The following is a 9,469-nucleotide window of genomic DNA, read 5'->3' as shown; positions in this document are numbered from 1 at the left end:
ATGTCGATCCATGGCTCTTCTTGCGGAGCGAGAAGACGGCACGCGCGGATGATCTTGTCGATATGCGGATGGTCCGCCAGCGTTTCCGGCCCGAGATGCCACAATTCGGCGAAGGCGCGGTTGCGCAATTTGAGCCGCCCGTCGGTACCGAACACCGCGACGCCTTCCTTCAACGTGTCGAGCGTTTCGCTCTGCACGCTCGTCAGCGCATTGACCTGCGATTCGAGTTCGATGCGTTCGGAGACATCGTCGAAGAGATACGTCACGCCGCCTTGCGGATTGGGATTGATGACGACGCGCAGCGACCGGCGATCCGGCAGGTGCCACCAGATCTCGCGCGATTCCACGCTCTGATAGCTGCGCTGGATATCCGTCTTCCAAGCGCGAAAATCGGCCTGCTCGGGTAATTTGCGAGCGGAGTGAAGGCGATCGAGCACCTCGCCGTCGGTCGGACGGGATGCCAGAAATTTCGGATCGAGTCCCCACAAGCTCTGATAGGCCTCGTTTGAGAAAACCAGATGTTGCGACCCGTCGAAAATGGCGACCGCGGTGGGCAATTGATCGAGCGTGCGCACATGCGCATCCATCTGCCGCTGCAGATCGGTGCGCACCGAATCGAGTTCGGAAACGTCGACCGCGATGCCGGCGCTGCCGCCGCCGGTGGGATATTCGATGACGTCGAGCACGGATCGTCGTCCGCCGACGACCGCTTTCACGCGCTCGTGGAACGATTGGCCGGCCGCGCGCTGGCGCTTTGCTTCCGTCCGCGCGCTCTCGCCCAGGAGTTCGAGTGAGCGGCCCGTCGCGTCCTCGACGCTCGCCGCTTCGACGGCGCGCAGATAAGCCTGGTTGGCCCACACGAGTCCGCCGGTTTCGTCGCGTATCCAGAGAGGGTGAACGATCGAATCGATCAGCGTCGTCATYGCGCGCAGATCGGTTTTGGCCGAGAGAAGATCGGCATGCGCCCGCAACACTTCGGAGCGGTCGTTGGTGACATCGCGCAGACGCAGGATCGCACTCGCACCGAACGTGCGTCCTTCGGCTTCGACAAACGTGTTCGACAACGTGCGCGCGGTAACGCGAAAATTCTCGCCGCGATCTTTCAGTTGGTCGAGCGCGCGCTCGACTGCGGCTGCGTCGGCGGGCTTGAGCCAATGGCCGAAGGCCAGCACGCGCTTGGTCGAGGAGCCGTCTCCGGCGATCGACGGGTCGCCTTCGAAACGCGGCTCGCTATCCCGACCCGTCCAGCTCACGAGAATCTGCCGATCGACGGACATGAGCAGAGTGGCGCGGTCCTCGGCGCTTTGCAGGGCGTCGAGATCCGCCCGCAACCGTTGCGTTCGCCGCGTGAAGCGCCGACGCTCGCGCATCAGCATGATCGAGCTTGTCGTCGCGATCGCGACGAGCCCCATGAACAGCGCGAACGAGGCCGCATTCTGCGGATCAAGGGAAAGCAGGCTGTTCAGGAATTCGTTGATGGTGTCCATCACGGGCAAGGTGATCGGGGCCGCGAGCGCGGGCGTCGCCGTGCCGGCGAGGAGAGCCGAGGACAAAGCCATGGTGCCGCGTCGGCCGCGAACAGGCCTGTTCCGGCAAGCGGGGTCGTCTTGCGTGTCGCGCCACTCTCTCTGCCCGGCCATGCCGCGCCGTCCTCCTCAAAACCATCACGCCATCGGGCGCAAAAAAAGGCTCGCGTCCAGACGCAAGCGCTGCGTCGGCTCCCATCGGCCATGCATGAACGGAAGGTCCGGTGCATTGCCTCAACCCGACGCAACCGCACGAATCACCTTCACCATAGACCAGCGTCGACTCCGCCAGGAAGAGGGTTAACGTCCGTTTAAAGCGACGCGGGACAACGTGTGAAGAACCTGTTGGCGGACGGGGATTAAGTCCTCTCGCCGCCCGGCGGGCTCTCGTTCCACGAAGCGCGAATGCCAACGAGCGCATGCGGCGTGGCCCAACCCTGAAACGCAAAAAGCCCGGCGCGATGCCGGGCTTTTCGAAGAAACGATCGCTCGATCGCTCAGTAGCGATAGTGATCCGGCTTGAACGGACCGGTGTCCTTCACGCCGATATAGGACGCCTGATCGGGGCGCAGCTTGGTGAGCTTCACGCCGATCTTTTCGAGGTGCAGGGACGCCACCTTCTCGTCGAGGTGCTTGGGCAGGGTGTAGACCTTGCGCTCGTACTTGCCCACGTTCGTCCAGAGCTCGATCTGAGCCAAGGTCTGGTTGGTGAACGAGGCCGACATGACGAAGGACGGGTGACCCATGGCGTTGCCGAGGTTCACGAGGCGGCCTTCCGAGAGAAGGATGATGCGGTGGCCGTCGGCGAAGGTGATTTCGTCGACCTGCGGCTTGATGTTGTTCCACTTGAGGTTCTTCAGGCCGGCGACCTGAATCTCGTTGTCGAAGTGGCCGATGTTGCAGACGATCGCCCGATCCTTCATCGCCCGCATGTGATCGAGGGTGATGACGTCCTTGTTGCCGGTCGCGGTGACGAAGATGTCGGCGCGTGGAGCGGCGTCTTCCATCGTCGTGACTTCATAGCCTTCCATGGCGGCCTGGAGCGCGCAGATCGGGTCGACTTCCGACACCAGCACGCGGCAGCCGGCCTGGCGCAGGGAAGCGGCCGAGCCCTTGCCGACGTCGCCGAAGCCGGCGACCATGGCGACCTTGCCGGCCATCATCACGTCCGTGCCGCGGCGAATGCCGTCGACGAGCGATTCACGGCAACCGTACAGGTTGTCGAATTTCGACTTGGTGACCGAGTCGTTGACGTTGATCGCCGGGAAGAGAAGCTTGCCTTCCTTGGCCATGATGTAGAGGCGGTGGACGCCCGTCGTGGTCTCTTCCGAGACGCCCTTGATCGCCTTGGCAACTTCCGCGAACCAGCCCTTCGGCTTTTCCTTCAGGAGGCGCTTGATGAGGGCGAAGAGAACTTCTTCCTCTTCCGCGCCGGGCGTCTCGAGGAACGCCACGTCGCCCTGCTCAGCGCGCAGACCGAGGTGGACGAGCATGGTGGCGTCGCCGCCGTCGTCGAGGATCATGTTCGGCACGCCGCCGCCATGCCAGTCGAACAGCTTGGCGGTGTAGTCCCAATACTCGGTGAGGGATTCGCCCTTATAGGCGAAAACAGGAATGCCGGCGGCGGCGATGGCCGCGGCAGCGTGATCCTGCGTCGAATAGATGTTGCACGAGACCCAGCGAATGTCGGCGCCGAGATGCTTCAGCGTCTCGATCAGGACCGCGGTCTGGATCGTCATGTGGAGGGAGCCGGCGATGCGGGCGCCCTTGAGCGGCTGCTTCGGGCCGTATTCTTCGCGCACGGCCATCAGGCCGGGCATCTCGGTTTCAGCGATGGAGATTTCCTTGCGGCCGAAATCGGCGAGGGAAATGTCCTTGACGATGTAATCGTTCGCGTCGTTCGCGCTCTTCAAAGCGGCCTGGCTCATGCGATGTCTCTCTGTGATCGTTGCTGGCTGATCGGTGGCTTGGGGCCGTCTCTAACAGAGAGTCGCGGAAGAGGCAATCAAGATATAAAGATGTCTTTATATGTCCGATCTCACTCGTCTTCGCCGAAGCGGTTGGCGAGGAGATCGCCGAGGGCCTGGAGGCAGGCGACCGCGTCCTCGCCTTTCGCCGTGACGGTGATCGAAGTCCCCTGGGCGGCCGCAAGGGTCAGGAGGCCCATGATCGAGCGGCCCCCTACGGTTTCTCCACAGCGGGTGACCGTGACGTCGGATTGGTAGCGCTCCACCATCTGGACGAACTTTGCCGAAGCCCGCGCGTGGAGGCCGCGACGATTGATGATGGGAAGTTCGCGCACCAAGGCGCCGTCGGGAACAGGCGCGGGCGGACAATCCTGGTTCAGGGAATCGGCCATGAAACGCTTATTTTCCGGACAGAACGCGCGAGGCGACGTTGATGTACTTGCGCCCCGCCTCCTGGGCATGGGCGACCGCGTCGCTCAAGGATTCCTCGTCGCGAACGCTCGCCAGTTTGATCAGCATCGGCAGATTGATGCCGGCGACCACTTCGACCGACGAGCCGTTCATGCACGACAAAGCGAGATTCGAGGGGGTTCCGCCGAACATGTCCGTCAAAACGACCACGCCCTGACCCGAATTGACGCGACACACGGCGGCCATGATGTCCTTGCGCCGTGTCTCCATGTCGTCATCTGGGCCGATCGTGATCGTTTCGAGCTGCTCTTGCTGTCCCACCACATGCTCCAGCGCCGCTTTGAACTCGGTCGCGAGCTGCCCGTGGGTGACGAGCACCATACCAATCATAATATTTCAGATCCGTTCGCTCCTGAGAGCGGAGCCGCTATTTTGTGCATTGCAACGCCGAGCGCAAGAGCAATGAGACGAATTCTTCATCACAGTGTCACGACATCGTCGCAACACCGCTCAGGCGGCTCATCACAACATCAAATAAGGGTGTTCCCCGCTTGGTTGCAAGCCGGGGGACCAAGACGCCGCAGATTGCCGTCGTCGCCTCCTCGATTTCGGGGTAACGGGGCGGATCATCGAGATACAGGTCTATCACCAGACGGATGACCGCTCCGGGTTCGAAGGGGACGGGCAGAATCCCCAGGCCACGCACTTCGATCTTGCCGGCAATGGGTGCGACAGGGCGTGCGACAAGGCGGTTGTGGACGGCCTCGATACGTGTGCGGTCGTCGCTGATGAGGCGCGCAAACCTGCAAGCGACGTTTGCATTAAAGATGAGTTCGCGGGCGAGCGTCGACTTTCCGGTCGTGGTGTCGCCGCGAATGAGAATGCCCGCCTCGTTCACGAGGACGCAACCGGCGTAGAGCGTTTCGCCGCTAGCCATGGGACAGGCCGGCGGGCAGACGGATCACGAAACGGGCGCCGAGGCGCGTCGGTTCGCCGTCCTCGTCCGGAGGTCCCAGGCGGTTCTCGGCTCGGATCTTGCCGCGATAGGCCTCGACGATCTGGCGCGAGATCGACAGGCCGAGGCCGGAGTTCTGGCCAAAGCCGTGTTCCGGCCTGTCGGTGTAGAAGCGTTCGAAAATCCGGTCGAGCGCATGCGGCTCGATACCTGGGCCGCTATCCTCGACGATGACTTCGACCTCCGATTTCCGGCGCCGCAGGGTGACCTCGACATTGGTGTCGGGAGGGGAGAAGGACCTCGCGTTGTCGAACAGGTTGTTGAACACCTGGCCGAGGCGGCTGTCGTGGCCCAGCACGAGGAAAGCATCCCGTCCCCAGGCATGCCTGTCGATGGTGAGACGGATCAGGGCGTCGTGTTCGCGCCGGCGCTCGTTGGAGACCGACACCACGGCTTCGAGAAGACGCGCCATGTCGACCGGTTCCGCGTCCGCCCGCGCCAGTTCGGCATCGAGGCGCGAAGCGTCGGAGATGTCGCTGATGAGCCGATCGAGACGCTTCACGTCGTGTTGGATGATCGACATCAGGCGCTGACGCGAGTCGTCGTTGCGGGCGAGCGGCAGGGTCTCGACGGCGCTGCGCAACGAGGTCAGCGGGTTTTTCAATTCGTGCGCCACGTCGGCGGCGAAGCTCTCGATCGCATCGATGCGGTTGTAGAGCGCATGTGTCATGGCGCGGATGGCGCCGGAGAGGTGTCCGATCTCGTCCGAGCGGTTGGTGAAATCGGGAATTTCCTGCCGCGTCTTGGATCCCCAACGCACCCGTTCGGCGGCCTCTGCAAGACGCCGTACCGGGCCGGCGATGGCGCCGGCGAGGAGCAGCGACAACACGATCATCACGACGGCTGCGATGATGAAAACCTGAAGCAGCGCCATGCGTTCCGACGCGATGATGGAATCGATGTCGTTGCCCTGTGTCGAGAGCAGGAGCACGCCCTGAATGCTGCGGAAACGCTGGATCGGGACGGCGACGGACACGATGGTTTCACCGCGCGCGTTGGTGCGGACTTCGTCGGATTGCTTGCCTTGGAAGGCCTGCTGCACTTCCGGCAGCGACTTTCCGTTGACCGGACCGATTTCCTCGGGACCTGCGCGCCGCTTGCGCCGGAAGAAGGTGCGGACGCTGTTCCAGGCACGCTCGAAGACGTTGGTGTCCTCKTCGGTGACGGGGGGCAGGTCGAGCCGCAGGATATCCCCGCGTGAGTAGAGCGCCCGCGAATCGAGCAGCAACGCACCCTCGCGATCGTAAATGCGGGCGCGCGTTCCCGTCGGCGTGACGAGGCGGCGCAACAATGGTGCAACCCGCTCCGGATTGATGGAGAATTCCAGCGGTGAGAGGTTCTCCTCGCCGAATTTTTCCGTCTGCCCCGCCTGCATCTGGAGCAGCTTGTCGGGATCGATGGTGATGGTGTCCGTATCGACCGTCGCCGAACTGGCGATGGCGCCGGCGATGATCTCGCCCTGCGTCAGCAGGCTCTGGACCCGGGCCTCGATCAAGCCCTCGCGAAATTGATTGAGGTAGAGAAATCCGACGAGAAGCGCCACCAGGCCGCCGAGGTTCAGGAAGACGATGCGGCGCGTGAGGCTCGACGACGTGCGCCGAGTCAGCAAGCGGCCAAACCCCTTCAAACGAGCAAGACCGCTCTGGGGAGCGGTTGCGTCGTCCTCGTTCCCGGTCTCGACGTTGATGGTGTCGACCTTCATTCGGCCTTCTTGCATTCGGCTTTCTTGCCGCTACGGGGCGTGATCGACATCGATGACACGCCCGCCCGCGGTCCCAAACATTGCTCCCGCACGATCTTATCGCCGAACGCTGCGCGCGTCCGGCCCATCATGCATGCACGGATAAACCATGCACGGAGAAACCATGCACGGCGAATGCGGCGTCAGCTTTCCTTGAAGCGATAGCCGACGCCGTAGAGCGTTTCGATCATCTCGAAATTATCGTCGACAGCCTTGAACTTCTTGCGCAACCGCTTGATGTGGCTGTCGATCGTGCGGTCGTCCACATAGACTTGGTCGTCGTAGGCGGCGTCCATCAACGCATTGCGGCTCTTCACGACGCCGGGCCTCGTCGCCAAGGCCTGCAGGATCAGGAACTCCGTGACCGTGAGGGTGACGGGCTCGCCTTTCCACGTGCAGGCATGGCGCTCGGGATCCATCGCCAGCTGACCCCGCTCGAGGGCCTTCGAATCGGCCTCCCGCGGCGCGGTCTGGTCCTTGGGGGCAAAGCGACGGAGCACAGCCTTGACGCGCTCGACCAGCAGGCGCTGCGAAAACGGCTTCCGGATGAAATCGTCGGCGCCCATCTTGAGGCCGAACAATTCGTCGATTTCCTCATCCTTCGAGGTGAGGAAGATCACCGGCAGGTCGGACTTCTGACGGAGCCGGCGCAGCAACTCCATCCCATCCATGCGCGGCATCTTGATGTCGAAGATCGCAAGATCGGGTGGGGCGTGCTTGAGCCCGTCGAGCGCCGAGGCGCCGTCGGTATAGGTCTGAATCCGGTAGCCCTCGGCTTCGAGGGCAATGGAGACGGACGTCAGAATGTTGCGATCGTCATCGACGAGAGCAATCGTCGGCATGAACTCATCCTTGTTAACGCGGGCCGAAAGACGTTAGGGCATGATCGGCTGAAGTGGAAACGGTTCGGTCGCAAGATCATGCACACTTTCAACACGATAGGGTGTGATCAGGCCGATTGATTTCCACGTCTGGCGATCACGCTCAATGAGCGTCGAACTGTGCCCTTCTCGTGGCATAAGTAAGGTCCACATGGCGAAATGGCCAGTGGTGAACAGGTTTCTAGGATTATAGAGCTAGAGTTCGAACCGGAGATGAACGATGGATGAGGCGAAACGTCCCGAAAACGCGTTTGACGGCGTCAGCCTGGGGCGAGACCTGCTCCGCAGCATTCGCCCGGCCGCTTTGGGGACGCTCGACGCGGATGGTTTTCCCTTCACCACGCTTGTCACGGTCGCCACCGATCTCGATGGGTCGCCCCTGATCCTCACATCGCGGCTGTCGAGCCACACGGCCAATCTCGAACGGGACCAGAGGGTGTCGCTTCTTTTTGCCCAGACCGGTCGAGGTGATCCGCTCGCCCATCCCCGGCTGACGGTGCTCGGCAGGGCCGAGCGGACCGAGGAACCGCGAATCCGGGGCCGGTTCCTCGCCCGCAACCCCAAGGCCAAGCTCTACGTCGATTTCCCGGATTTCTCGTTCTGGCGCATCGCGATCCTCGGGGGGCACATCAACGGCGGCTTTGCGCGTGCGGCGAGCCTGAGCGCAGAGGATCTGCGGACGGACCTTTCAGACGCCGATGCCCTGGTCGCGGCAGAGGCCGGCGCTGTCGCCCATATGAACGAGGACCATCGCGAGGCGCTCGAACTCTACGCGACGCGCCTTGCCGGCGCGGCGCCCGGGGCGTGGCTCACGAGCGGGGTCGATCCCGAGGGAATCGACCTCATCCTCAACGACCAGACCGCCCGCGTCGCGTTCCCGGAACGGGTGACGGATGCGGGGTCGCTGCGACGGGTTCTGGTGGACCTCGCCCGGCAGGCGCGGGGATTGCAGGGCGATCGCACGGCAAAATAGAATGAAATGAAACGCGACGGTTGTACGCCTTGTTTCCATGACTTAAACAGCGCCGCGTATCGTAAGATGGCCCCAGAAATGACGGCTTTCGCTGACGAATAAGTCCGCCGCGGCGACAAAAAGCCGACGGAACGGGCGTCACAGGGAGGTTTTTCGTGAAGACTATCGGCGTGTACAATACCAAGCACGGATCGGAAGCGTTCGGTTTTTCGAACCTCGCACAGGTCTCCTGGAACCTCGAGGCGCCCGCGCTCTATGAGGAATCGCTGCGGCGGAACGAGACCAGCCTCGTCAGCGGTGGCGCGATCTTGGCGGACACCGGTATCCATACGGGCCGCTCGCCCAAGGACAAATTCGTCGTGCGCGACGAGACCACTGAAGAGACCGTGTGGTGGGACAACAACGGCGCGATCACGCCGGCGCAATTTGACACCCTGTTGCAGGATTTCATTGCTCATGCCGAGGGCAAGGAGCTGTTCGCGCAGGATCTCTATGGCGGCGCGGATCCGTCCTATCGCGTCAAGGCGCGGGTCTTCACAGAACTGGCATGGCACTCCCTGTTCATCCGCAATCTCCTGATCCGCCCGGATCGCGGCGAACTTGGGTCGTATGTGCCCGATATGACGATCGTCGACCTACCGAGCTTCAAGGCCGATCCGGCCCGTCACGGCTGCCGGTCCGAAACCGTGATCGCGTGCGATTTCACGCGCCGGATCGTGCTCATCGGCGGAACGTCCTACGCCGGCGAGATGAAGAAATCGGTCTTCACCTATCTCAACTTCCTGCTGCCGCAGGTCAGCGTCATGCCGATGCATTGTTCGGCCAATGTCGGCAATACGAACGACGTCGCGGTCTTCTTCGGCCTCTCAGGCACCGGCAAGACGACCCTGTCGGCGGATCCCAACCGCACACTTCTGGGCGACGACGAACACGGGTGGAGCCCGAATGGCGTCTT

The 9,469-nt window shown here is 62.6% G+C and carries 9 protein-coding genes; 2 read left to right on the top strand and 7 right to left on the bottom strand.

The annotated features are described in order from the left end of the window. From AC1DT3_RS05795 to AC1DT3_RS05765, 7 genes are all read right to left on the bottom strand, one after another. A partial coding sequence (locus AC1DT3_RS05795; RefSeq protein WP_477464297.1) for a PAS-domain containing protein occupies positions 1–1,559 on the bottom strand: 1,559 nt, incomplete at its 3' end. A 464-nt stretch (positions 1,560–2,023) separates the two neighbouring features. Further along, positions 2,024–3,454, bottom strand: coding sequence for an adenosylhomocysteinase (gene ahcY / locus AC1DT3_RS05790; protein WP_477464296.1), 1,431 nt, complete (start codon positions 3,452–3,454; stop codon positions 2,024–2,026). 110 nt (positions 3,455–3,564) lie between these two features. Next, complete coding sequence (locus AC1DT3_RS05785) at positions 3,565–3,885, bottom strand: HPr family phosphocarrier protein (RefSeq protein ID WP_477464295.1); 321 nt, start codon at positions 3,883–3,885, stop codon at positions 3,565–3,567. A gap of 7 nt (positions 3,886–3,892) precedes the next feature. Further along, positions 3,893–4,294 carry a PTS sugar transporter subunit IIA gene (locus AC1DT3_RS05780; protein ID WP_477464294.1) on the bottom strand — a complete coding sequence of 134 codons (402 nt, stop codon included), beginning with the start codon at positions 4,292–4,294 and terminating at the stop codon, positions 3,893–3,895. A 97-nt stretch (positions 4,295–4,391) separates the two neighbouring features. After that, positions 4,392–4,841 carry an HPr kinase/phosphorylase gene (locus AC1DT3_RS05775; protein ID WP_477464293.1) on the bottom strand — a complete coding sequence of 150 codons (450 nt, stop codon included), beginning with the start codon at positions 4,839–4,841 and terminating at the stop codon, positions 4,392–4,394. After that, positions 4,834–6,621, bottom strand: a complete 1,788-nt coding sequence (locus tag AC1DT3_RS05770; RefSeq protein WP_477464292.1) for a stimulus-sensing domain-containing protein — start codon at positions 6,619–6,621, stop codon at positions 4,834–4,836. Before AC1DT3_RS05770 ends, AC1DT3_RS05775 begins: the two co-directional genes overlap by 8 nt. Positions 6,622–6,803: 182 nt before the next feature. Further along, the gene (locus tag AC1DT3_RS05765; RefSeq protein WP_477464291.1) at positions 6,804–7,502 is read right to left on the bottom strand and encodes a response regulator; all 699 of its coding nucleotides are present in this window, start codon (positions 7,500–7,502) and stop codon (positions 6,804–6,806) included. A 259-nt stretch (positions 7,503–7,761) separates the two neighbouring features. Between AC1DT3_RS05765 and AC1DT3_RS05760 the strand changes: the two genes are divergently transcribed. Beyond that, entirely contained in the window at positions 7,762–8,514 is a 753-nt protein-coding gene (locus tag AC1DT3_RS05760) for a HugZ family pyridoxamine 5'-phosphate oxidase (RefSeq protein ID WP_477464290.1), read from the top strand. Positions 8,515–8,669: 155 nt separating this feature from the next. Next, on the top strand, positions 8,670–9,469 hold an 800-nt coding region (locus tag AC1DT3_RS05755), incomplete at its 3' end, for a phosphoenolpyruvate carboxykinase (ATP) (RefSeq protein WP_477464289.1).

The sequence above is a fragment of the Microvirga sp. P4_G7 genome (assembly GCF_056401005.1).
Note: the sequence above shows the minus strand (reverse complement) of the source record. Positions and strands in the feature narration are given on the sequence as shown.

Coding starts and splice junctions, on each gene's coding strand:
- ahcY (WP_477464296.1), bottom strand. CDS start 3,454: ATGAGCCAGGCCGCTTTGAAGAGCGCGAACGACGCGAACGATTACATC.
- AC1DT3_RS05785 (WP_477464295.1), bottom strand. CDS start 3,885: ATGGCCGATTCCCTGAACCAGGATTGTCCGCCCGCGCCTGTTCCCGAC.
- AC1DT3_RS05780 (WP_477464294.1), bottom strand. CDS start 4,294: ATGATTGGTATGGTGCTCGTCACCCACGGGCAGCTCGCGACCGAGTTC.
- AC1DT3_RS05775 (WP_477464293.1), bottom strand. CDS start 4,841: ATGGCTAGCGGCGAAACGCTCTACGCCGGTTGCGTCCTCGTGAACGAG.
- AC1DT3_RS05765 (WP_477464291.1), bottom strand. CDS start 7,502: ATGCCGACGATTGCTCTCGTCGATGACGATCGCAACATTCTGACGTCC.
- AC1DT3_RS05760 (WP_477464290.1), top strand. CDS start 7,762: ATGGATGAGGCGAAACGTCCCGAAAACGCGTTTGACGGCGTCAGCCTG.